Source organism: Chitinophaga sp. SVR4-12A (genome assembly GCF_056754765.1).
In genome coordinates this window covers 2188046-2212815 of sequence record NZ_JBPGWP010000001.1, presented here as the reverse complement: position 1 = coordinate 2212815, position 24770 = coordinate 2188046, and the positions used below count along the sequence as shown (strand labels likewise).

At 49.6% G+C, this 24770-nt stretch carries 23 protein-coding genes; 9 read left to right on the top strand and 14 right to left on the bottom strand.

The features are described 5' to 3' along the window. The first annotated feature begins 255 nt into the window (after window positions 1-255). Both ACR9Y8_RS08920 and ACR9Y8_RS08915 read left to right on the top strand, forming a co-directional pair. Entirely contained in the window at window positions 256-663 is a 408-nt protein-coding gene (locus ACR9Y8_RS08920; RefSeq protein WP_481212903.1) for a DoxX family protein, read from the top strand. A gap of 2 nt (window positions 664-665) precedes the next feature. Beyond that, a complete protein-coding gene (locus ACR9Y8_RS08915) occupies window positions 666-1079 on the top strand; it encodes an acyl-CoA thioesterase (protein ID WP_481212902.1) in 414 nt (137 codons plus the stop codon). An 80-nt stretch (window positions 1080-1159) separates the two neighbouring features. On the opposite strand, the gene ACR9Y8_RS08910 is transcribed toward ACR9Y8_RS08915, so the two are convergent. Further along, complete coding sequence (locus ACR9Y8_RS08910; protein WP_481212901.1) at window positions 1160-2050, bottom strand: amidohydrolase family protein; 891 nt, start codon at window positions 2048-2050, stop codon at window positions 1160-1162. Between the two features lie 132 nt (window positions 2051-2182). On the opposite strand from ACR9Y8_RS08910, the gene ACR9Y8_RS08905 reads away from it, so the two are divergent. The 3 genes from ACR9Y8_RS08905 to ACR9Y8_RS08895 all read left to right on the top strand — a co-directional run bounded on the left by ACR9Y8_RS08905 (window position 2183) and on the right by ACR9Y8_RS08895 (window position 5673). Further along, window positions 2183-3430 carry a CinA family nicotinamide mononucleotide deamidase-related protein gene (locus ACR9Y8_RS08905; RefSeq protein WP_481212900.1) on the top strand — a complete coding sequence of 416 codons (1248 nt, stop codon included), beginning with the start codon at window positions 2183-2185 and terminating at the stop codon, window positions 3428-3430. A 145-nt stretch (window positions 3431-3575) separates the two neighbouring features. Then, window positions 3576-4880: a dihydrolipoamide acetyltransferase family protein gene (locus tag ACR9Y8_RS08900; RefSeq protein WP_481212899.1), complete on the top strand. Its 1305-nt coding sequence runs from the start codon at window positions 3576-3578 to the stop codon at window positions 4878-4880. A 163-nt stretch (window positions 4881-5043) separates the two neighbouring features. Continuing rightward, window positions 5044-5673: a response regulator gene (locus tag ACR9Y8_RS08895; RefSeq protein ID WP_481212898.1), complete on the top strand. Its 630-nt coding sequence runs from the start codon at window positions 5044-5046 to the stop codon at window positions 5671-5673. A 209-nt stretch (window positions 5674-5882) separates the two neighbouring features. Here ACR9Y8_RS08895 and ACR9Y8_RS08890 read toward each other — a convergent pair whose 3' ends face one another. Beyond that, window positions 5883-6206 carry an RNA recognition motif domain-containing protein gene (locus ACR9Y8_RS08890; protein ID WP_298733744.1) on the bottom strand — a complete coding sequence of 108 codons (324 nt, stop codon included), beginning with the start codon at window positions 6204-6206 and terminating at the stop codon, window positions 5883-5885. Window positions 6207-6455: 249 nt separating this feature from the next. On the opposite strand from ACR9Y8_RS08890, the gene ACR9Y8_RS08885 reads away from it, so the two are divergent. Next, the gene (locus ACR9Y8_RS08885) at window positions 6456-7175 is read left to right on the top strand and encodes a hypothetical protein (RefSeq protein ID WP_481212897.1); all 720 of its coding nucleotides are present in this window, start codon (window positions 6456-6458) and stop codon (window positions 7173-7175) included. A 6-nt stretch (window positions 7176-7181) separates the two neighbouring features. On the opposite strand, the gene ACR9Y8_RS08880 is transcribed toward ACR9Y8_RS08885, so the two are convergent. The 10 genes from ACR9Y8_RS08880 to ACR9Y8_RS08835 all read right to left on the bottom strand — a co-directional run bounded on the left by ACR9Y8_RS08880 (window position 7182) and on the right by ACR9Y8_RS08835 (window position 21911). Further along, a complete protein-coding gene (locus ACR9Y8_RS08880) occupies window positions 7182-7796 on the bottom strand; it encodes a DUF4230 domain-containing protein (protein WP_481212896.1) in 615 nt (204 codons plus the stop codon). Between the two features lie 17 nt (window positions 7797-7813). Next, window positions 7814-8332: a cupin domain-containing protein gene (locus ACR9Y8_RS08875; protein WP_481212895.1), complete on the bottom strand. Its 519-nt coding sequence runs from the start codon at window positions 8330-8332 to the stop codon at window positions 7814-7816. Between the two features lie 211 nt (window positions 8333-8543). Continuing rightward, a complete protein-coding gene (locus ACR9Y8_RS08870) occupies window positions 8544-9386 on the bottom strand; it encodes a DUF6597 domain-containing transcriptional factor (protein WP_481212894.1) in 843 nt (280 codons plus the stop codon). Window positions 9387-9847: 461 nt separating this feature from the next. After that, window positions 9848-12622, bottom strand: a complete 2775-nt coding sequence (locus ACR9Y8_RS08865; protein ID WP_481212893.1) for an alpha/beta hydrolase family protein — start codon at window positions 12620-12622, stop codon at window positions 9848-9850. 49 nt (window positions 12623-12671) lie between these two features. Further along, the gene (locus tag ACR9Y8_RS08860; protein WP_481212892.1) at window positions 12672-14360 is read right to left on the bottom strand and encodes a RagB/SusD family nutrient uptake outer membrane protein; all 1689 of its coding nucleotides are present in this window, start codon (window positions 14358-14360) and stop codon (window positions 12672-12674) included. Window positions 14361-14380: 20 nt separating this feature from the next. Further along, window positions 14381-17566 carry a SusC/RagA family TonB-linked outer membrane protein gene (locus tag ACR9Y8_RS08855; RefSeq protein ID WP_481212891.1) on the bottom strand — a complete coding sequence of 1062 codons (3186 nt, stop codon included), beginning with the start codon at window positions 17564-17566 and terminating at the stop codon, window positions 14381-14383. Window positions 17567-17854: 288 nt separating this feature from the next. Beyond that, on the bottom strand, window positions 17855-18727 hold the full coding sequence (locus tag ACR9Y8_RS08850) for a DMT family transporter (protein ID WP_481212890.1): 873 nt from the start codon (window positions 18725-18727) through the stop codon (window positions 17855-17857). A 92-nt stretch (window positions 18728-18819) separates the two neighbouring features. Further along, complete coding sequence (locus ACR9Y8_RS08845; RefSeq protein WP_481212889.1) at window positions 18820-19557, bottom strand: polyprenol monophosphomannose synthase; 738 nt, start codon at window positions 19555-19557, stop codon at window positions 18820-18822. A 70-nt stretch (window positions 19558-19627) separates the two neighbouring features. Continuing rightward, the gene (locus tag ACR9Y8_RS08840) at window positions 19628-20401 is read right to left on the bottom strand and encodes an exonuclease domain-containing protein (RefSeq protein WP_481212888.1); all 774 of its coding nucleotides are present in this window, start codon (window positions 20399-20401) and stop codon (window positions 19628-19630) included. Between the two features lie 151 nt (window positions 20402-20552). Continuing rightward, complete coding sequence (locus ACR9Y8_RS08835) at window positions 20553-21911, bottom strand: UDP-N-acetylmuramate--L-alanine ligase (RefSeq protein WP_481212887.1); 1359 nt, start codon at window positions 21909-21911, stop codon at window positions 20553-20555. A gap of 288 nt (window positions 21912-22199) precedes the next feature. Between ACR9Y8_RS08835 and ytxJ the strand changes: the two genes are divergently transcribed. Next, window positions 22200-22541 carry a bacillithiol system redox-active protein YtxJ gene (gene ytxJ, locus ACR9Y8_RS08830; protein ID WP_481212886.1) on the top strand — a complete coding sequence of 114 codons (342 nt, stop codon included), beginning with the start codon at window positions 22200-22202 and terminating at the stop codon, window positions 22539-22541. A 48-nt stretch (window positions 22542-22589) separates the two neighbouring features. Here the strand turns inward: ytxJ and ACR9Y8_RS08825 are convergent, their stop codons facing one another. After that, the gene (locus ACR9Y8_RS08825; protein WP_481212885.1) at window positions 22590-23186 is read right to left on the bottom strand and encodes a glutathione peroxidase; all 597 of its coding nucleotides are present in this window, start codon (window positions 23184-23186) and stop codon (window positions 22590-22592) included. Window positions 23187-23225: 39 nt separating this feature from the next. On the opposite strand from ACR9Y8_RS08825, the gene ACR9Y8_RS08820 reads away from it, so the two are divergent. Both ACR9Y8_RS08820 and aroQ read left to right on the top strand, forming a co-directional pair. Beyond that, window positions 23226-23789 carry a UbiX family flavin prenyltransferase gene (locus ACR9Y8_RS08820; RefSeq protein ID WP_481212884.1) on the top strand — a complete coding sequence of 188 codons (564 nt, stop codon included), beginning with the start codon at window positions 23226-23228 and terminating at the stop codon, window positions 23787-23789. A gap of 141 nt (window positions 23790-23930) precedes the next feature. Next, window positions 23931-24350 (top strand): type II 3-dehydroquinate dehydratase, encoded by a 420-nt coding sequence (aroQ, locus tag ACR9Y8_RS08815; RefSeq protein ID WP_481212883.1) that lies wholly within the window; start codon window positions 23931-23933, stop codon window positions 24348-24350. Between the two features lie 98 nt (window positions 24351-24448). Here aroQ and ACR9Y8_RS08810 read toward each other — a convergent pair whose 3' ends face one another. After that, complete coding sequence (locus ACR9Y8_RS08810) at window positions 24449-24715, bottom strand: helix-turn-helix domain-containing protein (protein WP_481212882.1); 267 nt, start codon at window positions 24713-24715, stop codon at window positions 24449-24451. Between the last annotated feature and the right edge of the window lie 55 nt (window positions 24716-24770).

The window sequence follows — 24770 nt, the reverse complement described above, 5'->3', positions numbered from 1 at the left end:
GCTATTGAACATCAGGTAATTAATTACGGTAGGGTATCAATAGTCCGAAGGCTTATTCAACGAAGAAAACGGATAAACCAGTAAACGCTAAATCAATGGTAGCAAATATAAAAGTTTAAACCTTTTTCGCTCTGATAGCTTATCTACAGTGATGTGGATAACCAGAATGTGGATAACTCTACCCCCTGGCATATGCGTATTCCCCTATCTTGCAGCTAATTTTATTAGCAAGAATTAAACCATATTTAAAATTCTATGAGAAAACTCTTTTCTGCCGGCTTTACCAATGGAACGGTTAACTTTTCCCTTTTGTTGTTGCGGGTGGTGTTTGGAGCAATGCTGTTAACACATGGCTGGCCCAAACTGATGAATTTTGCAGGTCTTGCACATAAGTTTCCGGATCCCCTGCATGTAGGCCATGCTACTTCACTGGGCATGACGGTTTTCGCGGAAGTTTTTTGTGCTGTTTTCATTATCCTGGGATTGCTTACCCGCCTGGCAGCTATTCCGCTGGCAATCTTAATGGGCGTGGCGCTTTTCATGATCCACGGACATGACCCGATCGCTGAAAAAGAGAAAGCTATTCTGTACCTTGCTGCTTTTATCGTGATCCTGTTTTGTGGCCCCGGTCGTGTGAGTTTTGACAGCCTTATTGGAAGATAAACATGTTTACATCCATTACTACCATACGCGTTCGTTACGGAGAGACAGACCAGATGGGTTACCTGTATTACGGTAATTATGCCCTGTATTACGAAGTAGGCCGCGCGGAAGCCATCCGCGAACTGGGCTTTACCTACAGGGAACTGGAAGAACAGGGCGTGATCATGCCCGTGGCGGAGCTGCAGATCAAATACCTGCGCCCCGCATTGTATGATGATCTGATCACTGTAAAGACCACCTTGAAAGAGTTGCCCGCCAATCACAAGATCCAGTTCCATTCAGAACTGTACAACGAGAAGGGCGAGCTGCTGAACGTAGGCGTCACCACCCTGGTGTTCCTGCATGCAGGCACAAAAGCAAAGTCCAACCTGCCGGAACCGCTGAAAGTGAGATTGGAACCATTTTTTAAAAAATAGCATTCATGCTGTAAATACACAGGCCCATGCAGCGATCCTGCACGGGCCTGTGGCGTTTATAAACTGGCTATATACCCTGCTCAGGGCTGAATCTGCAGGAGCCTGCAGGCGTTGGTATAGAATATTTTACGCTCTTCCTCCGGGCTGAAGCCCATCGCGTGTACACCTTTGATGGCTTCCGCGGCATCAAATACCGGAAAATCAGAACCGTACATGAACTGGTCAACACCAATCTTCCTGATTGTCCACACCAGCTGTTCGCGGAAAGGAGAATCGCCTAAAAGCGGGGCCGCGGCAGAGATGTCAAACCAGATATTGTTTTTATACCAGGGATATTTCTTGAGCGCCTCAATGGTAAGCAACTGCGGGAAATTAACAAGTCCCATATGGGCGAAGATAAACCCGGCATTCGGGTTACCGGCTGCCAGCAGGATCAGTTTACCGATCTCCCCCGCATCTACCGGGCTGTAACTGTCAAATAATAATACCATCCCCAGCTCTCCGGCCTTTTTGGCTACTCCATCCACTTCTGGCGAAGCTACGTCAAAGCGTTGGCTGTTGGGATGCAGCTTGATAATTTTCACACCCCGGTCGTGTACCCGTTTCATTTCGTCCAGCGCTGCTGCACCGTCCATCGGGTGTACAGAGCATACCGGGATAAATTCCGGGTACAGTTTTGCCAGCGTAATAATGCTGTCGTTATTCAAACGGGTTTCCTGCATATTTCCTTTCCGGGCCATTGTAATGATCACCGATCTGGCGATAGGGAAGCGCTTCATCAGCGCCTGCACGTCCTGCAGCGCATTGGTGCGTTCGGGGCTGAAAGCCTTTTCTTCTCCGGGCCGTATGGCCAGGTGCACGTGCATGTCAATAATCTTTCCATTGTAATGGGCGGCGGCTGACTGGCTCCGTGCGGACAGTGATAAAAGCAGTAATGCTAAACAGTACATGTAAGGAAAAAACTTTTTCATAATGACTTTGGAATGATTTTGTGGAATGTTGATGGTACAGGAATTGTGCGGCCAAAGGTATAAAATTCTTAAACAGCCTTGGTATCCCCCGGAATCGCTAAATTTGTTCCTTATCATTTTAAACCAACGAGCGTGGAAAAGATAACAGCCAGCATCATCACCATCGGCGATGAATTGCTGATAGGACAGACGATAGATACCAACTCTGCCTGGATGGCGCAGCAGCTGAACAACATGGGCATCTGGGTACAACGCCGTGTAGCCGTAGGTGATACCAGGCAGGCCATCGTGGAAGCCCTTGATGCCGAAGGCGCCGCTGCAGATATCGTCCTGATCACCGGCGGTCTGGGGCCCACGGCAGACGATATCACCAAACCCACCCTTACCCAATACTTCGGCGGCAAACTGGTACCGCATGAGCCTACCCTGCAACGCCTGATGCAGTTCTTTGAAAGCCGCGGGCTGCCTGTGCTGCAGCGCAATGTTGACCAGGCCCTGGTGCCGGATGTATGTACGGTACTCTTCAACAGCTGGGGCCTTGCACCCGGTATGTGGTTCGAGAAAGATGGAAAGGTGTACGTGTCCATGCCCGGCGTGCCACACGAAATGAAAGGCATCATGGAACATCACGTGCTGCCCCGGCTGCAGGAGCAATTCCAGACCAAAGCAGTGATCCATCAAACCCTGCTTACCTCCGGTATGGGAGAATCGTTTATCGCCGAAAGACTGCTGAACTTTGAAGCCAGTCTGCCTCCTCATATCAAACTGGCCTACCTGCCCAGCTACGGCCTGCTGAAACTGAGGCTAACGGCCCTGGGAGAAGACAAGGTATCTACCGCGGCAGAGCTGAAACTGCATTTCCAGGAGATGCAAACGCTGCTGGCAGATATTACGGTGGCAGACGAAGACATCCCCATGGGAGAGGTGCTGGGCCGCATCCTGTACGCCAAAAATAAAACCGTAGGCACGGCAGAAAGCTGTACCGGCGGTTATATCGCCCATAATATCACTGCCATCCCCGGCAGCTCCGCGTATTTTAAAGGCAGCGTGGTGACCTACGCCAATGAAATGAAAATGAAGCTGCTGGGAGTAAAGGAACAAACCCTGGCTGCCCATGGCGCCGTCAGCGAAGCAACCGTGCGCGAAATGGCGACAGGGGCATTGCAGCTGCTGGAAACAGATTATGTGATAGCTGTCTCCGGCATCATGGGGCCCGACGGCGGCTCTCCCGAAAAGCCTGTGGGCACGGTATGGATAGCCGTTGGCAGCGCAGAGAAGATCATTACTGTAAAACACCGCCTGCTATACGACCGCGAACGCAACATACACATGACAGCCATCTATGCCATGAATGAGCTGCGAAAACTGCTTAACGCTTAATGCTGAACGCATAACGCAGCGTTCAGCGTTTTGCTTCCGGCGTTTCGCGTTCTAACTAATTACCTTACATTTGTTGCCAGCAAAACACTAAAATAGATCTTATGGCCATTGTAGAACTGGTAATGCCTAAAATGGGGAAAGCATCATGGAAGCCACCATATTACGCTGGCATAAAAAGCCCGGTGATCAGGTAAAAGCTGATGAAACCGTGCTTGAAATTGCTACCGATAAGGTGGATAGTGAAGTGCCCTCCATTGCAGATGGAGAAATTACCGAATTACTGTTTGCAGAGAATGAAGTAGTACCGGTAGGCGCCGTCATTGCCCGTATTAAAACTTCCGATGCTGCCGGAACACCGGCGCCAGCTCCTGCGCAGCCGGCTCCCGTGGAAGCTGTTCATCATGCACCGGCGCAGCAGGAAGCATCCTTTGCTGCAGCAGCGCCTGTTCACGACCAGATAGAGCCAAAGTTCACTACCGGCAGCCCGCGTTTCTATTCGCCCCTGGTGCTCACCATCGCACAGCAGGAAGGCGTGAGCTTTTCCGAACTGGAAAAGATACCGGGCAGCGGTAACGAAGGAAGAGTGACCAAAAAGGATATACTGGAATATGTAGAGGCCCGCAAGCATGGTAAACAGCAGCCTGTTATACAGGAAGCGGAACCGGTTCATGTGCCGGCAGCAGCATCCAAACCGGTAATGGCGCCCACGCCTGTACCGCAATATAACGGCACCAGCGGCGGAAACGTAGAGATCATTGAAATGGACCGTATGCGTAAGCTGATCGCCGAGCATATGGTACGCAGCAAACATACCAGCCCGCACGTAACCAGCTTCGCAGAAGCCGATGTTACCCACATGGTAAAATGGCGCGACGCTGTTAAAAAGGATTTTGAACGGAGAGAAGGAGAGAAGCTCACCTTTACGCCATTATTTATAGAAGCAGTGGTGAAATGCCTGAAGCGTTTCCCACTGGTGAACTGCTCCCTGGAAGGCGATAAGATCATCGTTAAAAAGGATATCAATATCGGTATGGCCACTGCATTGCCCAGCGGCAACCTGATTGTACCGGTGATCAGGAATGCAGACATGCTTAACCTGGTAGGCCTTACGCGGCAGGTAAACCACCTGGCCAACGCCGCCCGCCAGAACCGCCTGAAGCCGGAAGATACCCAGAACGGTACTTTCACCCTCACCAACGTAGGCACTTTTGGCAGCCTGATGGGAACTCCCATCATCAACCAGCCGCAGGTAGCTATACTGGCCGTAGGCGCCATCAAAAAACGCCCGGTGGTGATTGAAACGGAGTTTGGCGATTCTATCGCTATCCGTCACATGATGTACCTGTCCCTTTCTTACGACCACCGCATCGTAGACGGCGCATTAGGCTCCACCTTCCTCAGCGCCGTGGCGCAGGAGCTGGAAAGCTTTGATCCGCAGAAAGAATATTAATAAGCAAGCTTTTATCAACACCCGGGGCCGGACCGCATTGCGATCCGGCTTTTTTATTAGTCTCATTAACATCGAGTTAACCGCTAAAAGGGTAATTCACAGTAATTTACAAGGCATTACTATGGAGAACCAGGAGCGTATTTAAGTACCCTATCCTTACCCCATGACCAAGATCGGCATTATTGAGGACAATTATTTCCAGTTAAACAGCTACAGGGAGTTTTTGGAAGACTACCCCGAATGCGAGGTGGTATTTGCCCAGCGCTCGCTGGAGGAATGCTGGGGCCTGCACATGGAGGATGTGAGCATAGACGCTATACTGCTGGACATTCACCTGCCCGGCGAGTCTGGCATAGACGGTATTCCCAGGCTGCGCTCCAATTTTCCCGATGCAAAGATCATTATACTGTCTGCCCACCAGGAAAAACAGTATGTGCTGGCCGCCCTCAAGGCAGGCGCCCACGGCTATATCGTAAAAAGCGGCCGTCTTACAGAGATCTACCAGGGCATCCAGGACGCTATCCGCTATGGTGGCACGCTATGCCCCAGGATATGCTACATGCTGATCTGCCATATTAATGAAGATCCGCTGCAAACTATCCGGTATAAGTTAACGGAAAGGGAATACGAGTTATTAAACCTGCTGAAAGAAGGCCATTCCTATAAGATCATGGCAGACCGCCTGCATCTGTCCGTTTTTACGGTCAATCATCACCTGAAGAAGATCTATCACAAACTGAACGTATCCTCAAAATCGGAGCTGGTTTCGAGGATCTGTCTGAACAATCTCTAATGATTCCACATAACTACATATCCTATGAACCATAAATTACATGGCGCCGTTATTTGAACCGTGGAGTGCTAACGTACGGGGTTTCAAAAATGCAGACGGCGCCACCTTTCTGCACAAATAGTCAAAAAAAGAGCCGCCCTGAATCTCAGGACGGCTCTTCTAATTCGTTTGGCCTTGAATAACCTGGCGCAATAGAATAAGTAACAACATTAATAGCGACGATCGCGTCCGCCGCCGCCGTATCCACCGCCACCACGGTTACCACCACCACTTCTGAAGTTATTATTCGGTTGTTTAGGTCTTGCTTCGTTTACCATTAATTGCTTGCCCTCAATCTCGCTGCCGTTTAAACTGTCCATAGCTTTTTGTCCTTCTTCCTGGTTAGGCATTTCCACAAATCCAAAACCGCGGGAACGGCCAGTTTCGTGGTCTTTAATGATTTTAGCGGACTTAACTTCCCCAAATTCGGCAAATATCTGGTGAAGGTCCTCATCGTTCAACCTATAGTGAAGGTTGGCTACGTAAATGTTCATGACTAAAAAATTAAAAAAATGAAAAATAATACTGAAGATAAAGAAATTACTTCGATAAAAGCGACAACCTTATCAACTATTTGTAAAAAGAAGTTTTGGGGGTATGTCCTCTACACCCCAAATACAGCACAGACAAGGGTTCAGACAGTTTTTTAATTATTTATTAAAATGATATGAAAAGTAATATGATGCAACATTTTTGGCCTTTTTTTTGTAAATTTAGTATATAATCCATTAAATTTTATTGTTATGGGTATATTAAGTGAAACCTGGTTCGCAGACGGTTATATAGACTTCGAGCAAAAAAAATATACCTTGCTTGCCTACCTCCAGGAAATAAACCGCTATTTCAACCAGCACATGCTGTATCCACAGCTGGCAGATGTGATCTTTCACTACAACAACCTGGTGGCTTTCCGTGAAAACAAGCAGTTTATCCAGCAGCATTTTCCCAAACGGCTGACCGCGCTGAACATGGAAAAGCTGCAGCTGCTCTATGAACAGATGATAGCAGATGACGAGCTGATGCAGGAGCTGGAGTCTATTATCCACTACGCCATGAGCAAAATGAACAAAACCATTAAGGAAGGCACGGAGATCTACGAGCTGGTGGAAGAGAGCTTCAATATTGCGCCCGTGGGGCTGGTCCCCCTGGACAGCCAGGAAGGGTACCTCTTTTTGTCAGACGGCCGCCACCGGGATACCCTGGTATATGAGTACCGGCTCACCATCTTTGAGCGGCACGATGAGAAATATAGGGGCATTCACACCCAATACATTGAGGCTTTCCAGAAAAACCTGGTGTATTCCTGCGAGCATATCAAAACACTGCTGATCCGGCAGCGTAAAAAATTGCCCAACCCGGCCGTATACAGGATCGATACCGCACTGGTATTCCCCCTGAACGAAACACTGCTGCCGGTGGCTAAACGCTGCCTTGTGAAGTATATAGCGCAGAATGCTGCCTAAAGCAGCCTATTTCAGCGCCGGGGCGCTTCCGTCCTCAAATACCAGCTCCAGCTCATGATCATGTAAAAAAGGCTGGTAGTATTGCGTAATGATCTTGCGGATCTTGTCTTTAGACTGCTGCAGGTAGACCGCGTTGGATTCCAGTTGCGCCCGGGAGGTCTGGTACAGCTTCTTCTGCACATCGGTATAGGTCTCGTCATCCTGGAAAAGGAACCAGCCTTTGCGGTTGGAGGTCTCCATTTTGTCTACCTTCAGCTCATAACTAAGCAATTTGGGCGCCGGCATACGTACCGTTATCTTGTTAGCGCTGGTGGCTACACGAAAATTCTGTTCATTCACATCTACGCCGTATTTGGCCAGGTAAGGGATAGATACCCATATCGTATTTTCCAGGAACACCTTCTTGAGGTTATCCGTCCAGTCGCCGCTGTTTTCCAGGTTGCTGCGCTTAATGCTGGCCACTCCCTGTACTTCCAGGCTGGCCAGTTCCGCAATTTCCCGTACTACAATGCTGTTGCTCAGCACTTCCTGGCTGGTGGTCCTGCTGCCAAACTGTTTGCCCAGCCAGAATATCAGCAATACCAGCAGGGCAAGCGTTAACAAGGTGAAAAATCGTTTCATGCTAAATGGATAATAGGTTAATCCTCACGCGTAAGGGCGCCGATAAGCTCTTTATGCTGCGGGTACTGCGCCTGCAGTTTCCAGCGCTGGGCCAGTTCAAAGTCCTCAAAATCAAAGCCAGGCGCCACGGTACAGCCGGCCAGCGTAAAGCCACCGGGAACGTCTACACGGGCGGCAAACCAGTTGCCTGCCGTGATCACCACCTGCAGCTGCTCGCCCAGGTGAAGGTTGCGGCCCAGTTTGTGTACGAGGAGATGCCCGGTGCTGTCTATTTCGTATATACTTAAGGGTTCGCCGTCATAAAAATGCCAGATCTCGTCAGCCGCTATACGGTGAAAGGCGGAAAAGTCGCCATGCTCCAGCAGGAAGTAAATACAGGTGGATGCATGCCGGTTGCCTTTCATGCCAGGCGGCAAGGTAGATTTGTGCAGGATCCATCCGGACCGGTAGGTTTCACGGAACGAGCCTCCTTCCACGTGTGTGGTCAGCTGCAATTGCTCCTTCCAGTAGTCGGCTGTTTTTAAGGTAGTGATCATGGGCTATGGATGTGTTTGTTTATATACATCAGGATAGTGTACCTGCAAAAATCGTGGAATACCCTCGGCCCGGGACGTATCGCTCAAAAAAGAATGGATAAGGGTCCAGGCCCGGCTTATTACGGTCCGTGCTGATAGAAAGTTCGCCCGATTGTACCTGCATGATTTCCATGAGATGCTATTTGGCAGCAAAATAGCAAAATGTTCTTTATCAAGCTACTGCCGCCCCTGCGCCCGTTGACGGCATCTGCGCTACTGCGCCTGTAGTGCCGGAGGGCATAAAGAAAGAAGGTGTCTGACCATTAAAATATACATAATCCTGCCTGAAAACCGCTTCGTTGTAGAACTGTCCGTTGCCGGAGCCTGCAATCGGCTGCCACTGCGGCATGGCGATCTGCTGCATTACGCGCATGGCTTTTTTGAAGCGCAGCATGCGGGCATACAGTTTAGGCGGCAAACCCACCACTTCCATGAACATTCTTTCCAGCGTAGGCCTCGACAGGCGGAAACGGCTGGCCAGGTGCGCAATGTTTACATGGCCGTTCTCCTTTTGCAGGTAATCAGCCACTTTTTCTACTGCCTGTTTATCGTAGGTTTGCTGCTGCATGGCGGTTTGTAAGGCCTGGTCCAGCAGCGCGGGCACCTGCCCTGCGTCTGCACTGCGCAATTGCGCCGTTAGCTGTTCCCAGCTGCCATTGCCTGTTTTGACCAGGTTACGGTAGTAGTTGCTGATGGCATGCATATTCATACCCAGCATGCGGTAGCAACCGTAAGCATTTAACTGTACGATCACCATTTTTACAGGCCCTTTCACTTTCAGCTGGCTGGAGCAGGTAAAATGACCGATCACCGATGCTTCGGGCAGCTTAAAGGCTGCGTGATGACAAGGCTGACAGCTGACCTCCCCCTCCTGGAGAAATACCATATACTGGTCACCTAATGATAACAGGCTTTGTGGCAATGTGATCATCCCTGAAGTATCATCATGCCAATAGTAATAGTGCTTTACATAAGGATGCAAGTTGGCTGCAGGACGGTAGATATGGAAATTCATAGGAAAAAGTGTTGTGGTTCTGAATTTGTTCCCTGTACTCCCTCATTTCGTTGGCTACGTAAATATAGTGAAAATATTTTATATACGGAAGGGGAATTAATCCAGGTCAATTATGGATTAATTATGAAAGGGTTAGGCGCCTGTCTCCGGTAAAAATCCGATGATACTCCCCCTAAAACGCGGTCAGATCGCCATCAGATCCCCATCAAATCCCCGTCGGATTCCTATATATTCCCTGGATGTCCCGTATCTCTTCCGTATTTGAGCCGGTGATAACCCATCTCTTTAAAGATAGGGGTTATCACCGGCGCAGTACCGGATCTGTCCCGGAAATCACACCAATCTATATGCAACCTGGATGTAATCTGACATAGACATCCATGCAACAAAAGGCGAGAGCTGCCCCTTCCGGATGCAGCTCTCAATCTGTAAATTACCTGTTCTGATAAGGGAAATATGTCTTATTTGCCGGTATCCCAGCCCCAGTTCACGCCTTTTTCCGTGGCGGGCACTCCATGTTCCAGCCATTGCGGAGCCGGCGCGCCTTTCAGGAAGTGGTCGAAGAACTGCTGCTCACGGCGCTGTATATCTTTCCGGTTCTGCCTTTGTACCAGGTTATGTGCTTCATTGTTGTAATTCAACATCCAAACGGGTTTACCCAGGCGCCGCAGGCCGGTGAACAGTTCAATGCCCTGGTACCAGGGTACTGCGCCATCTGCGTCATTGGCCATGATAGCCAGGGGAGTGGTCACCTTTGGCAGGTGGAACAGCGGAGAGTTCTCTATATAAAGCTCCGGTTTTTCCCATAAAGTGCCGCCAATACGGCTCTGCGTATGCTCGTACTGGAACTGGCGGTTCATGCCGCTTTCCCAGCGGATGCCGCCGTAGGCGCTGGTCATATTGGCCACCGGCGCGCCTGCCCATGCCGCTTTGAACAGGCTGGTCCTGGTGATCAGGTAGGCCACCTGGTAACCGCCCCAGCTTTGCCCCTGGATGCCGATGTTGGTACTGTCTACCCAGCTGTGTGTTGCCAGCGCCCTGGCGCCGCTCACGATATAGTTATAGGCGCTGTTGCCCGGATAACCATTCTCGTAACTGATATCAGGCGCAAACACCAGGTAGCCCCGGCTTACAAAGAAGGGAATGTTTAACCTGGAAGGAGTGGGGGCCGGCGGTTGGTAATTGTATAAACCATCTGTCAGCTTCTCATAAAAATAGATGATCATCGGGTAATGCTGCGTGCTGTCAAAGTTCTCCGGCTTATACAGGATACCTTCTGCAGGCTTGCCGTTATAGGCTGTCCATTGGAACAGTTCCGCAGTGCCCCAGTTGTAATTTTGCTGCTGCGGGTTGATGTGGCTTATTTGTACTGCATTATCAAACGAAAGTGTTTTGCCGGATAAGGCAGCCGTATACACGTCGGGTGAGAGCTGGTAATTGCTTTTGTTAAAGATGTAGCGGTCTGCCTGTTTGGCTTTTTGCAACAGCTGGTAGGCATAAGGCCCCATCGCCAGTTTTTGCGGCTGGGCGTCCTTAGGTCTTATGATATAAAAGCCATTGTATTTGCTTCGCTCATTATAGGCGCTGAGTGCGATGGCTTGTCCGGGTTTGATAAAGCGCTCTTCCTCATCCAGCTTCAGGTAGTGGAAGCGGGTTTTGTCCCTGCCGCCAACAAAGCCTGTCAGGTTCTTGGGCGCGGTGGCTGCAAGGGGATCCACCTCCCAGATATCATAACGGTCATACAGCAGCACACGGCGGTCGTCCTGCCGCCATCCGCCTGTACCGTAAGCGTCCGGTGCATCCGGATGATCGTCTTCCTCGTCAAACATGGCGGTAGGAATAGCGGCGCTGATATTGCGGATAGTACCGCTGGCAGATTCGTAGCTGAACCAATGCCTGGCCGCCATGTCATACCAGTACAGGTAATGGCCTTTGGGGGAGATGTAAAAGCTGCCATCCAGTTTTTCCTTTACCAAACGGCGCGTACCGTCTTTCACATTGATCAGCCAGGCGGTTTTCAGTGTGCGGCCGGTCCATTGCAGGGGAATGCGCTGACCTTTGTCCGTATAGCCTAAAGCGTAGTCGCTATTGCCTTCATCTGCGGTGCTGATATTTTCCAGGTCGGTATCCCCCAGCTGTATCACATGGCGCGTATCTGGATAGAATACGGCCAGGTAGCTTTTCTTAAGGTCTTTGCTTAGGTTCTTCAGCTGCATAGGCTGCAGGTAATCATCCTGGTAGTGCCAGATGTCTACTTTCGCTACTTCGAAATCTACGATGTTTGTGTCTTTCGGCGGACGGATAGGCGCCGTGCCAAAGAACAGGCGTTGTCCGTTATTGCTGAAATAAAGCTGGCTGGTATCTGCCACGCCCCAATTTGCCGGGATGCCTTTGGTATTCCTGTCGGCAGCGATAGTGCCGCTGTCCTGGCCGGGACGATAGTAATACAATTGAAAAATATGCTGCAGGGCTTTGGCACTGTCACGGGTACTGAGCCAGGCGGCCTGTACGCCTTTTTCGTCAAAGGTGAGGGCTTTGCGCTCGCCTGTGCCACGGCTCAGGGTAGTTGTTTGACGGGTGGCTACATCCCATAACAGCACCGCCGCTTTTGCCAGGCTGTCTTTTTTGGAAACAGTGGTTTCTGCCAGCAGTTTGTTACCCGGTTTGCTGAAAGCATATTCCAGCACATGGGGAATAGTATCTTCCCGGCCTGTTTCCAGCTGGCGGATCACCAGCGGTGTACCGCCGGTGCTGTCTTTATCTGAAGGCGCTCTTTCCAGCAGGTAGGCGAGGGCGCCGCTGCCTTTCTCTGGTGTTTTGAAGGATTTTACCATGGGCGTTTTCCAGACTTGCCATTTGTTCAGTGTCACGATGCCGAGTGAGTCTTTAGGCATTTCTGCCGCTTTCTTCTTTTTGATCCTGGCCTGCCGGGTGTCTTTGAAGAAGGGGTCTATGGAAAACACCACGAAGCGCGAGTCTTCTGTGATCACGGCGCTATTGCCACGCGGTATTTCCAGGCTGCGCTGTGTGTGGGCATTATATATTACCAGGCGGCCGTCGCCTTCCTGCGGGCTGATGGTATAGATGATCCATTGCCCGTTGTTGCTGACAGCCTTGCTGCTTACGTTTTCCCAATTGTCGTATACGCTGTGATCTAATGGTGGTTTAGCAGTTTGCTGTGCATAACTAAAAAGGGGCAGGCCTATGAGGGCTGCCCATAGTGCTGTGGTTCTCATGATGGTAAAATAGCGAAAATTTTGATGTTGGGATTTGGCATTTTAAACACTATTGCCATCCCGGGTTCTGCTCCAGTTCCCCATTCGGGTACAGTGCTATCTGCCCTGTTGGTATCGGCGATAAGTAATGTTTTGGATCAATGAAGGTCCGCTTGGTGCCTGCCTTGTAAGGCATGATATAGCCATCGGCATTCCGCAGTACCTTGCCATTATCCGGTACTTTAGCGCCGAGGAAAATATCCGGGTTGCGATCGCTGTCCATATAGATGCCTTTTTTCCAGCGCAGGATGTCTTGATAGCGGAATCCGTCCATCATGAGCTCTACTCTTCTTTCCCGGCGGATCTCCCATACCAGGGAGGTAACATCGGCGTCTTTCTTTGGATCTGTGTAAGGAGTGCCGTTCACTGCCACCCCTTGTATGCCGTTCAATTGCAGATGAGGCATACCGGCCCTGTCGCGCAGTTTGTTAATGGAATTGTCAAGATCGGCTTGTGTGATGGGAGCGGTTCCCAGCTGGTCCAATTCTGCACATGCCTCTGCATAGTTCAAATATACTTCCGCCATCCAGAAAAGGGGTGCGTCCGTATCGTTATAGGGGGACCGCTCATTGGCAATCTTTGGTTGAAGGAACTTGGAAGGACGATAGCCCGTGCTGGAGCTTAATCCGTTCACCAGCGAACCGTTATAACAAAGGAAGGTATCAACGGTGATGAGCATGCGTTTATCGCGGTTAGCCCGGATGTTTTTGATGCCATCATCACCCATGTATTTAGGCGAAAGGGAGATAGGTAAGCCATCATCACAGAGGTAAGCATCTACCGCTGATTTAGTTAAGCCTCTCATTTGCGTAGTGCCGCTAGTAAAGCCTACTACAGAATGCATGAGTATGCCGGGCACATATCTTTTGAACAGTAGTACTTCTTTTGCTGCCGGTCCGCCGGAAAGATCAATAGTATTGTAAATGGCCTGGTAGTCTTCAGAAAGAACGTATCCGGCAGTGAAAAGTTTTGCAGATGCATCTTTCGCCTGCGTGAGAAACTTATCCGCACCGGTAAGTCCCAGCTCGGTGTGGTATTTACGGTAAGTACCTTCGAACAAACATAAACGTGATTTGAATGCCAGCGCCACGTCTTTATTAATAGTATTGGTGGCATTGACATTATTGGTAAGGTCTCTTACCCGTAGGTTATCGGCCGCAAAGTTAATATCTGCCAGTACGCTGTCCATCACCAGCGCTCTTGAGTCACGTGGTTTATAGATCAGGCCTGTTTCTGAGATGTCCATAGAACGGCCTATCCAGGGTACATCCCCATAAGCCTGCACCATCTGGAAATAACGGAATGCGCGGAAGAAACGGGCGATGCCTTTCCAGTGGTTCTTTGCTTCGTCGGGGATAGGCGCCTGGTCTATACGCTCCAGCATGATGTTGGCCTTACGGATGTATTTCCAGTCCCATTCAGCTGCCGTTGCGGGTGCTGATACGGCATAGTTGGGAAAGGTAGGTGCTGCCTGGTCGTCTGTGAAAGAGGTAAAGTAAAAGTCGCCTGTACCCTGGCCGTTACCAAAGCCGGAAAACATATTGTAGTACTCCCAGCTGTAGGTCCTTATCTTGTCTTCTGACGTCCAGAAATCAGTATCATCAAAGGTATCCGGCAAGCCTTTATCTACAAACTTGGTACAGCCGGTCACTGCAAAGTACAGCAGGGCAGGAAATATATATAGTATTGTCTTTTTCATCTGTCAATAATTTAATGCCGTTAAAGGATCACTTGTAAGCCAAAAGAATAGCTGCGCTGGAAGGGAAATGTACGTCCTATATAATCCGATTCACCGGTGGTGATCTCAGGATCCAGCGGGATGCCTACATGTGAGATAATGTCCGCGATATTCTGGCCGCTTACGTATACACGCAGTTTCTGCAGGTGTATGCGCTTGAGCAGTTCCGGTGAGAAGCTGTAACCAAGGGTCAGGTTCTTCAGGCGCAGGTAGGCGAGATTCAGCAGGTATTTGCTTTGCGGGTAGAAGTTGTTGCCGCCATTCGCGAGACCGGCAATCTTACCGGTGGCGTTACCGGAGTAGGGACGGGGATACCTTGCATCGGTGTTGCTTTCTGTCCAGTAATCCAGCTGATGATCATACAGGATATCAGAGCCTCTGTATAAAGGAAGCGCCACATCACCCCATCCCCAGAGCTCGCGTTTGCCCACGCCCTGGAAGAAGATATCCAGGTCAAAGTTTTTCCAGCTGCCACCTATACGGAAGCTGTACTGGTAGCGAGGCTGGCTGTTACCGATCACTTTCAGGTCGCCATGATCCAGGGCGCTTACTTTGCCGCCGTTGATGACACTGTCGCCGTTCAGGTCCTTATATTTAATATCACCGGGACCATATACGAAGTTGCCGTTGGCCAACGCCTTCTGATCAGGAACGGATGCTTTGTTATCCATATCATCGTCCTTAGTGAAATAGCGGTCCGTTTCAAAGCCCCAGATCTCTCCGATGGTTTTTCCTGCATAGTTTTGGTTCAGCAGCATGGAGGGATTATCCCATTTGGTGATGGTGGACTTGCTGTCTGCCAGGGTAGCTATGCCATATACAGCCAGGTCGGGCGTGAAGTTGTAACTACCGTCTATGCTGATCTCCCAGCCGCGGGTACGCATATCGCCATCGTTCACCCTGGGGGCGGTGGTGCCAAAGGTGGCGCCTATTCCCTTGTTGGTAAGCATGCCGGTGGTAGTGCGTTCAAACCAATCTAACGTTACGCCTATACGATTGTTAAACAGGCTGATATCTGTTCCCAGGTTGAGCATTTTGACCTTTTCCCAGGTAAGGGATTGTGCCACTGCTGCTGGTGCTTCAATGCCAGGCGCTATCATGTTATCAGGGGTAACCCAATACATATTCGAAACCACCCTCATGGAAGGAATAAAATATTTGCCGCCTACATCCTGGTTGCCCAGTGTACCATAAGAGGCACGTAGTTTCATATCGCTCAGCGTACGTTTAAAGCTTTGCATGAAGGGCTCTTCCGTAATGCGGTAACCTACAGAGCCGGAGGGGAAGAAGGCCCACTTATCGTTATTAGGGAAGGCAGAAGAACCATCGTAACGGCCGTTCAGTTCCAGCATCCACTTGTCTTTATAAGTATAGTTGATCCTGGAGAAATAACCTGCGTAAGCGTCATTCAGGTGATTACCATCTACACTTTTAGCGCCGGTGGCCAGTGGCAGTTCTCCCTTCTCAGGGTCCAGCAGACCCAGGCTGTTGGCAGTGATATTGATGGCTTCATTTTGTTCTGCATTCACACCGGCCATGAATTTGATCTTATGTTTGCCGGGCAATGTTCTCTCATAGGTAGCGTAGGTATTTAATGTATTTACCTTATATCTTCCGCTGCGGTATTCTACATCATTTTGTCCAACGCTGGCGATGTTGGCCAGTGCGCCGTTGCCCCAGAAATCCCAGGCCATAATGGGCCCGCCTACTTCATGACGCAGCGGATTATCACGGCCAATAGTGTAATCAGCACGGATGTTCAGGTGCTTGTTTATTTTCAGCGTAGCGCCCAGGTCTATACGCTGGTAAATAGACTGCAGGGTGGAGGTTTGCGCGCCTGCCAGGTAAGCCGGTACATGGCGGAAGTATTTACCCTGGTAAGTGCCGTAAGGGAAATACGAGCCCCAACGCATCATATAATACCAGTAAGCCTGGTAATCGTAAGGATAGTCGTACTCAAAGTTGCGGTACAGCATACGGGCTCTTACATCCAGCCACTTGGTAACGGAAGCGTCTAATCCGCCGATGATGTTATACTTCTTAAGGTTCTCCGGGTTCATTTTCATGATACCACCCTGCTGGCTGTAACCTGCGGAGAGATAGTAGCCGATCTTTTCGCTGCCGCCCTGTACCTTGATATCATGGATCTGCTGTGGTGTCCATTTCTTCAGCATCATATCCTTTACGTCCCATACGCGGTAGAAGTACATGCGCCCGTCGGCGTTCTTTTCGAAATCCTGTCCCAATACCATTTCATTGCTGGTGCGGTTATTGGCGTACTTCTGCTGCCAGGTGGCGATGCCGTCGCGCAGGGTAGCCAGCTTCATGCCGAACAGCTCAGGATCGGTAACGCCTGCACGTTGTGCGCCTTCAATGATCCCTGTCAGCTCTTTTACCGGATCTGCATAGTCTGGTAACTTCGTATAGGTGTTCCAGGAGAAGTTGTTGGAATAGCTGACGGTTGTCCTCATGTTCCGTGTGCCTGATTTTGTTTTGATCAGCACCACCCCGAATGCGGCGCGGGCGCCGTAGATGGAGGCAGAAGCGGCATCCTTGAGCACAGATACGCTTTCTATATCGGAGGGGTTGATCAGCGTGAGATCACTGGTTTCTACGTTATCTACCAGGATGAGCGGCCGGCTGCTTCCATTTACAGAGCCGATGCCGCGGATGTTAATGGCCGGACCTGTTGTGAGGCCACCATTGCCATAGGTGATGGTCAGCCCGGGCACTACGCCCTGCAAGGCTTTGCTGGGATCAGTAAGCGGCCGGTTCACAAATGTTTTGTTAACATCTACGGTAGTAACGGCGCCTGTCAGGTTCACCTTCCTTTGCGTGCCGTAGCCTACAGCTACATATTCGTCGAGCGAGCGCCCGTCGGTTTCCAGCTGTACGTCATAGGTACCTGCACCGCTGAGGATAATGGTTTGTGTTTTGTAGCCGATGAAGGACACCTGCAGGGAGGCAGTGCCTGCGGGCGGCTGCAGGGAAAAATGTCCCTTTTCATCCGTAACGGTACCATGTGTTTTGTCTACCGAAATGGTAGCGCCAATGATCGCCTGCTGGGTGCCTTTGTCAAAGACCGTCCCGCTGATCTTTTGTCCCCATGCACAGGTGACCAGCCCGCATAATAAAGCGAGCAGAGAAAGGATTTTGCGTGTCTGCATACAGTTAGATTTTGGTTCGTTAAATAACAAGTTGCATATGTGTGATGATTATCCCCGGGTTTGCATGCATAGGACGATCTGCCCGCGCTACGGTTATAGCGGGCTGCGTACAGTACAGCATGTTATTGTCCACTGCCTATATGATTTAGCAGGCGAATGATGCGTGCGTCTCAGTAAAATAATTATGGAGCTTACTTCAGGTATAGCTACATAGTACGTATAGGTTCAATTACTCTCTACTCCCGAAAATTAGTAAATGTTTGCCAGAAAGCACAAATTAATTAATTGTTACTGGCGGTGCAGTTTCATCACACGCAGCATCTGTAATACTACAGACAGGCATATGCAGCAAAGCCCTGCATAAAAGGAAAAGTGCAGGTATTTATTCTCATGGAAAAGGAAGAAGGCCAGCAGGATGCTATACACCGGCTCCAGGTTGAAGCAGAGATTGACCGTAAACGCGGAGATCTTTTTCAGCGCATTCAGGTTCAATGCATATAGCCAGATGGTGCAGGCCCATGACAGTGCCAGCAGGTAGATGGCATCGCTCCAGGACGGCAGGAGGGAGCTTACCGGGAAGGCATGCAGGTAGAAAGGCAGTATCGCGCTTACACACAAGGTGCCCATCAGCAGCTCATAAAAACCGATGGTATAGGTATCAAAACGGCGGATCAGCCTTTTGTTGAATACGGTGAAAAGGGCGGCAAACATGGAGGAGATAATGCCCAGTATGATGCCGGTGCGGTATTGCGTATCAAAATGGAAGATGAGCAGTATGCCGCAAAGGGTGAGCAGGCTAAGGAGCAGGTCTACCACATCAAACTTCCGCCGGTTGATCAGCGGGTCAAAGATGGCGGTGAACAGGCTGGTAAGCGAGAAGCAGACCACGCCGATGGATACATTGGCGTATTTGATGCTGCCATAGAAAAAGATCCAGTGAAGGCCAATGATCGCGCCATTGGCGCCAATGATCATCACATCGCGGAAAGGCAGCTTTTTAAGCAGGCCGCGCCAGAGGAACAGTAAATATAATGTAACAGCGGAGATGAGTAAGCGGTACCAGGTGAGCAGTCCTTCATTGAGTGTGATCAGCTTTCCCAGGATACCGGTAAAGCCGGCCAGGAAAACGGAGAGATGTAACTGGAGGAATGCTTTTTTCATTAAAAAGAGTCGTCAGTTGTCAGTCATCAGTTGTCAGTGCTTTGTAACAGTTAATCGCCATTTGCTGGTGACTTACGACTAACCGCTTACGACTACCTATGTCTTTTTTCGTATCGCCGGAAAAGGCTTTGCAGCTGGATCTTCAATACTCCTAAGATCCCTTCTTTGATAATGCCCTTGCTCATTTTGGAATAACCTTCCCTGCGGTCTCTGAAGGTGATGGGAACTTCTTTTATTTTAAAGCCCAGTTTCCAGGCGGTGAATTTCATTTCTATCTGGAACGCATATCCCACGAACTGAATAGCGTCAAACCTGATTGCTTCCAGCACAGAACGATGGTAACATACAAAACCGGCGGTGGCATCGCGTACAGGCATCCAGGTGATAATGCCTACGTAGATGGAAGCGCCATAAGACAGCACTGCACGGTCCCAGGGCCAGTTCTCGGTACGGCCGCCCTTTACGTAGCGGGAGCCTACCGATACATCGGCGCCGCCCACGGCACAGGCCTCATACAAACGCACCAGGTCTGCCGGGTTATGGGAGAAGTCGGCATCCATCTCAAATATATACTGGTAGTTCCTGGCGATCGCCCAGCGGAAGCCGTGTATATATGCAGTGCCCAGCCCCTGTTTGCCGCTCCTTTCTTCCAGGAAAAGCTCTCCGGGATGCTGTTGCTGCAGGTTTTTCACGATGTTGCCCGTTCCGTCCGGCGAACCATCGTCTATGATAAGGACATGAAATCCCTGCTGCAAGGAAAACACAGCGTCAATGATCTTCTGGATATTATCCTTCTCATTGTACGTAGGTATTATGACAAGCTTTTCCAATCAGCGAACATTATTTTGGACTGCGAAAATAGTGTAATCAGGGCGCAAGATAGGATGTTCCTAAAAAATATTACATTTTTTTTAACATCATACTATGATAAATTTCTGTTAGTTTTTGTTTAGTGTTTAAGGGGAAATCTGCTTTCATCATCCAATCGTAGTATTGGGGCTCTATTTTCAGCACTTCACGTACCGGCCGCCCTTTATATTTACCGAAATTGAACACCTCCGTACCGCTTTGCATCACCATCCGGCGCGCAAAGTCAATATACTCTTCTTCGCGTGTAAATTCTGCCAGGCCGTCTACATCAGAACGCAAAGTGTCGTACCTGTTCAGCTGGGCTTCCAGGATCTCGTAAGTGGCCAGTGCGTCGGCTTCTGCGCTGTGTGCATTCTCCAGTTGTTTATCGCAATAGAACTTATAAGCGGCGCTCAGGGTGCGTTTTTCCATGAGGTGGAAGATCTTCTGCACGTCGATAAATTTGCGGTGCGCTACTTCAAACTCCAGCCCTGCGCGTAAGAACTCTTCCACCAGCATGGGGATATCAAAGCGGTTGGAATTATACCCCGCTATATCGCAATTGTCCAGGAACTGGCGCATCTCATTGGCCATCTGTTTGAACGTCTGACAATCCTTCACGTGCTCATCCGTAATACCATGTATAGCGGTAGAAGAAGCAGGGATCGGCATCTCAGGGTTAACGCGCTTTACCTTGGATTGGGTAGTCCGGTCAGGGAACACTTTCACGATAGCAATTTCAATGATCCTGTCAGTTGCTACATTGGTACCGGTGGTTTCCAGGTCAATAACGGCCAGGGGCCTGTTGAGTTGTAAAGTGGGCATCTTAAGCGTTTGAAAAATTGTTTGAAGTCTGAGGTTTGAAGTTTGAAGTTCGTTAGACGTTTGAGGTTCGGGACAAGCATACCTGCTCAGTGTACTTTTCATGAACCTTCCACTTTCAACGAACCTCAAACCTCAAACTTCAAACCTCAAACTACTTTATTGTTAGATATTTTTTTAACGAATTTACATCCAATCCTTCATAGTCGCCAGAGCTCATCATCAACAAATTGGTGTTGCTGTAATCCTGTACGTCAAGGAATTTTTCCAGTTGAGCGCGTTTATTGAACACATGCAGGTCGTTCCGCTCAAAGCCCTTCATGATCAGTTGTGGGTCCAGGTCGGGCATACGCTTTATTTCCAGCGCGTGCTGGCTATAAAATACCACTGCTGCGTCGGCCGCCTCCATAGCGCCTTTGTATTGGTCCATGAAGCCAGCGTTCAGGCTGCTGTAGGTGTGCAGCTCCAGCACGGCGATCAGTTTCCGTTCCGGCTGCTGCTGTTTCAGCGCCTGTATCGTGGCCTTTACCTTGGACGGGGCGTGGGCAAAATCGCGGTAAATGGCGCAATGCTCATTCCGTCCAACCAGTTCCAGCCGTTTGGCGGCTCCTTTAAAACCGGCTATCGCTTCCAGGAATTCCTCGTCCCCGATGCCCAGTTCGTTACAAACGAGCTTGGCGGCATGCATGTTCAGCAGATTATGCGCGCCGAACACCTGCAGGTCTGCAAAGCCTTCATCAAAATATACCCGGGTAATGCCATCCCTGATGATATTGATGGGCAGGTTGTAAGGCACCAGTTTGAGGTGGCCGCCCTCTGCTGCCACCAGGTTGCGCAATTCCTCGTCTGAATTATTATAGATCAGAGTATGGCCTGGTTTCATTTGCCTGATGAAAATGGCAAACTGTTCCAGGTAGATCTCAAAAGTGGGAAATACATTGATGTGGTCCCAGGCAATGCCGGTGAGCACGGCAATATGGGGATGGAGGAAATGGAATTTAGGCCGCTTTTCCACTATGGAAGCGGGGTACTCGTCTGCTTCACATATAATAAGGGGCGCAGAAGTTACGTTTACGGATTGGGCAAAACCCTCCAGGCGGGCGCCAACGAGATAGTCAAAAGCGCGCTGCCGGGCCTGCAACACATGCATGATCATAGCCGTAGTGGTGGTTTTTCCGTGGCTACCGCCGATCGCAACGCGGGTTTTGTGCAAACTTTCCTGGTAAATGTATTCGGGGAAGGAATAGATCTTAAGCCCCAGCTCCTGTGCCCTCAGCAGTTCCGGGTTATCTGCCCGGGCATGCATGCCGAGGATCACGGCATCCAGGTCAGGGGTGATACGGGAGGCGTCCCAACCGATGGAACGGGGTAAAATCCCTACCTTTGCAAGGTTGGTAAGCGCAGGCTCATAAATTTCATCGTCACTGCCGGTAAGCTGGTATCCTTTATGGTATAATGCAATGGCAAGCTGGTGCATAACACTGCCGCCAATAGCAATAAAGTGAACTTTCATAATAGTCAGGAGGAGCTGAAGGTGATATTTTGTTTTCTTTTAATATATTTTTTATATTTGCAAAGTAACGTTACAAAGCACGATTAAAAAAGAGTTTATTTATTCCCTATGAATTTTCATTTAATATCTAAATTTCCAGTCATGACCTTTCGCTTTAAAATGTTGGGCGTTGCCGGCCTTATTTGTATCTTTGCGGTTTTATTCACGTCGTGTGCAACGCATTCGAAACTGGGATGCCCGATGAAGATCTCTAAATCGGCTCCCGCACAAAAAGCGAAGGAGTGTTAAATGAATTGGATCACGCTGGATAGCGAATCGCAACTGGAAGAAATCAGGACAGTATCGGCACAAGAGCCCGTTGTTATTTTCAAGCACAGTACCCGCTGTGCTATCAGCGCTATGGTAAAGTCACGCCTGGAGCGTGACGGCGCGCCGCAGGGACTTAACTTCTACTACCTCGATCTGATCAGACATCGCAACATCTCTAACAGGATTGCCGATGAGTATGCGGTAGAGCATGAATCACCGCAGGTATTGCTCATCCGTAACGGAGCATGTGTGTATGATGAAAGCCATAGCGGCATTTCAATGGAGGAACTGAAAGGACAGCTGTTAGCTGCTCGCTCTTAGCCGTTAGCTGATGGCTTGTTGAAGAGGTTAACAGCTAAAAGCCAGTGGCTAATGGCTCGCAGCTTTTACTGCACTCACCACTTCTTTGCTTAGCGGAGACACCGCCGGGCCAAAATAGTATTCCAATATTCCTGCGCTGTTGACCAGGTATTTGCTGAAGTTCCATTCAGGTTGCTGGTTATTCCAGCCATTAAAGCCCTGGTCTGTCAACCAGCGGAAAACATTGTTCTGATGCGGCCCTTTTACTACGCTGCTTTTGGCCGCCAGCATAAAGGTCACCCCAAAATTCACCTGGCAGAAATGGGCAATGGCTGCATCGTTCCCTTTTTCCTGTTCTTTAAAATCATTAGCCGGAAATCCGATGATCACCAGCTCGGGGAAGCGCTCCTGCAGTTCCTGCAGCTCGGCGTACTGCGCCGTATAACCACAATCAGAGGCGGTGTTCACCAGTAATAGCTTCCTGCCGTTAAACTTGCTCATCTGCACCATATCCCCTTTATTGCTTACAATGTTGAGGGAGGAGAAGGCTACACGCGGCCTTTGTCCCTGCTCGTTTTTCAGTATTTTACCTTTCTTCCCTAATATGCGGGTAAAGCGCATGATCAAAGGATAGAGTTGCTGTAGAAAAGATTGTCTGCCTGTCATACCTCAAATTTCCTAAGTTTGCACTACATATACAAAATAATGAAGCATCGTATAGTAGTGGCTGTTACAGGCGCCAGCGGCTCCATATATGCCCGGCAGCTCCTGGGCAAGCTGCAGGCAGCGGCAGCACAGATAGACACCGTGGCCGTGGTAATGACAGAGAACGCCAAAACAGTGTGGGAGACAGAGCTGGCAGACAAAAGCTATGAGCAGCTGCCTTTCCGCTTCTATAGCCAGCAGGACTTCCATGCACCTTTTGCCAGCGGCTCCGGCCAGTTCAATACCGTGATCATCTGTCCATGTTCCATGGGTACCCTGGGCCGTATTGCTACCGGTGTTTCCAATGACCTGATCACCCGCGCTGCCGATGTAGTGCTGAAAGAACGCCGTAAACTGATCTGCGTGGTAAGGGAAACACCCTACAATCTCATGCACCTGCGCAATATGCTTACTGTAACGGAAGCGGGCGGTATTATATGCCCGGCTACCCCTTCCTTTTACAGCCAACCCGCTACACTGGAGGCGGTAGCGGCTACAGTGACAGACCGGGTGCTGGACCTGGCTGGGATTGAACTAAACACCTACCGTTGGGGGAATAAATAGTTTGAAGTTTGAGGTTTGAGGTTTGAGGTTTGTTGAAGGTTCCAGGTTTATTACCAATAGCCTGTTTACAAATCAAGACTTCCAACATCTAACAAACTTCAAACCTCAAACTTCAAACCTCAAACTGTTAAAATTTCTGATATGCACATCGTTATTATAAACGGCCCTAATCTTAACCTGCTTGGCAAACGCGAGCCGGGTATCTACGGCAGCGAATCATTTGAAGACTACTTCGCCGGCCTGCAAAAGCAATATCCCGCTGTGCAGTTCAGCTATTTCCAGAGCAATGTAGAAGGGGAGATCATTAATTACCTGCATGAGCAGGGCTTTTCTGCCGACGGGATCCTGTTGAATGCAGGTGGCTATACCCATACTTCTGTAGCTATAAGGGATGCGATCGCAGCTATTAAAACGCCGGTGATAGAGGTACATATCAGCAATGTATACGCCCGGGAAGAATTCAGGCATACCTCTCTTATAGCGCCCAAATGTGTGGGCACTATCTGTGGCCTTGGCATGAAAGGCTACGCCCTGGGGGTGGAATACTTTGTCAGAAGCTGACAAAGTAGAATTAACAATTAATAATTAATAATAACGGCAAGGCTGATATCAGGACGGATATTTGTGTCAGGGTATTATTAATTATTCATTCTTAATTATTAATTACCAGGCGTCCTCGTAAAGTTAAGCGGCGTGTCCAGGATCTTTTCTCCCAGGGCCTCCTGTATACCGGCAATAGTGGACAGGGTAAAATTGTGCCTGCCGCGCATCCATTTGCTGATCTCTGATTCGCGTTTTCCCAGTAATTGTGCGAGGTCCCGCTGGCACATGCCTTTTCGCCGCAGGATGGCTGAGATCTGTTCGATGACGTCAAGGTTCAGGGATGCATACTGTTCGCGCCCCCGGGGGTCAGGTGTCGTGTTCATAGTGGTCATTCTCCCACCTGCAAAGGAAATCTTTTCCCTTTTCACCAGAAGTTAA

Bases quoted from the DNA above. Each gene is read 5' to 3' on its own strand.
- ACR9Y8_RS08920 (WP_481212903.1), top strand. From the start codon at position 256: ATGAGAAAACTCTTTTCTGCCGGCTTTACCAATGGAACGGTTAACTTT.
- ACR9Y8_RS08915 (WP_481212902.1), top strand. From the start codon at position 666: ATGTTTACATCCATTACTACCATACGCGTTCGTTACGGAGAGACAGAC.
- ACR9Y8_RS08910 (WP_481212901.1), bottom strand. From the start codon at position 2,050: ATGAAAAAGTTTTTTCCTTACATGTACTGTTTAGCATTACTGCTTTTA.
- ACR9Y8_RS08900 (WP_481212899.1), top strand. From the start codon at position 3,576: ATGGAAGCCACCATATTACGCTGGCATAAAAAGCCCGGTGATCAGGTA.
- ACR9Y8_RS08895 (WP_481212898.1), top strand. From the start codon at position 5,044: ATGACCAAGATCGGCATTATTGAGGACAATTATTTCCAGTTAAACAGC.
- ACR9Y8_RS08890 (WP_298733744.1), bottom strand. From the start codon at position 6,206: ATGAACATTTACGTAGCCAACCTTCACTATAGGTTGAACGATGAGGAC.
- ACR9Y8_RS08885 (WP_481212897.1), top strand. From the start codon at position 6,456: ATGGGTATATTAAGTGAAACCTGGTTCGCAGACGGTTATATAGACTTC.
- ACR9Y8_RS08880 (WP_481212896.1), bottom strand. From the start codon at position 7,796: ATGAAACGATTTTTCACCTTGTTAACGCTTGCCCTGCTGGTATTGCTG.
- ACR9Y8_RS08875 (WP_481212895.1), bottom strand. From the start codon at position 8,332: ATGATCACTACCTTAAAAACAGCCGACTACTGGAAGGAGCAATTGCAG.
- ACR9Y8_RS08870 (WP_481212894.1), bottom strand. From the start codon at position 9,386: ATGAATTTCCATATCTACCGTCCTGCAGCCAACTTGCATCCTTATGTA.
- ACR9Y8_RS08865 (WP_481212893.1), bottom strand. From the start codon at position 12,622: ATGAGAACCACAGCACTATGGGCAGCCCTCATAGGCCTGCCCCTTTTT.
- ACR9Y8_RS08860 (WP_481212892.1), bottom strand. From the start codon at position 14,360: ATGAAAAAGACAATACTATATATATTTCCTGCCCTGCTGTACTTTGCA.
- ACR9Y8_RS08855 (WP_481212891.1), bottom strand. From the start codon at position 17,566: ATGCAGACACGCAAAATCCTTTCTCTGCTCGCTTTATTATGCGGGCTG.
- ACR9Y8_RS08850 (WP_481212890.1), bottom strand. From the start codon at position 18,727: ATGAAAAAAGCATTCCTCCAGTTACATCTCTCCGTTTTCCTGGCCGGC.
- ACR9Y8_RS08840 (WP_481212888.1), bottom strand. From the start codon at position 20,401: ATGCCCACTTTACAACTCAACAGGCCCCTGGCCGTTATTGACCTGGAA.
- ACR9Y8_RS08835 (WP_481212887.1), bottom strand. From the start codon at position 21,911: ATGAAAGTTCACTTTATTGCTATTGGCGGCAGTGTTATGCACCAGCTT.
- ytxJ (WP_481212886.1), top strand. From the start codon at position 22,200: ATGAATTGGATCACGCTGGATAGCGAATCGCAACTGGAAGAAATCAGG.
- ACR9Y8_RS08825 (WP_481212885.1), bottom strand. From the start codon at position 23,186: ATGACAGGCAGACAATCTTTTCTACAGCAACTCTATCCTTTGATCATG.
- ACR9Y8_RS08820 (WP_481212884.1), top strand. From the start codon at position 23,226: ATGAAGCATCGTATAGTAGTGGCTGTTACAGGCGCCAGCGGCTCCATA.
- aroQ (WP_481212883.1), top strand. From the start codon at position 23,931: ATGCACATCGTTATTATAAACGGCCCTAATCTTAACCTGCTTGGCAAA.
- ACR9Y8_RS08810 (WP_481212882.1), bottom strand. From the start codon at position 24,715: ATGAACACGACACCTGACCCCCGGGGGCGCGAACAGTATGCATCCCTG.